Raw genomic sequence first — 278 nt, forward strand, 5'->3', positions numbered from 1 at the left:
GACGCACCGTCATCGCGGTGCTCAATCGATCGGATCGCAAGATCATCGGCAGTTTCGGGCTGCCCAAGAGCACCCACATCGCCGATTTCTGGTGGGCCGCGGACGACCGCCTGGTGTTCAGCCTGGCCGAGCAGTGGGGCGCGCGTGACTTCCCGCTGCCAACCGGCGAACTGTATGCAATGAATTCCGATGGCAGTCGTGCACAGTTGCTGGTCGGCCAGCGGGTGCGCTCGGCGACGCTGGGCAGCAACATCCGCACCGGCCCGAAAGAAGAGCGG

1 protein-coding gene is annotated in these 278 nt (G+C 65.1%); it reads left to right on the forward strand.

The window, feature by feature from the left end; all coding sequences use genetic code 11:
* On the forward strand, positions 1 to 278 hold a 278-nt coding region (locus SB719_RS19745; protein WP_412159679.1), incomplete at both ends, for a hypothetical protein.

Origin of the sequence: Pantoea sp. SIMBA_079, assembly GCF_046940275.1 — a bacterium.
Lineage (GTDB): Bacteria > Pseudomonadota > Gammaproteobacteria > Enterobacterales > Enterobacteriaceae > Pantoea > Pantoea borealis.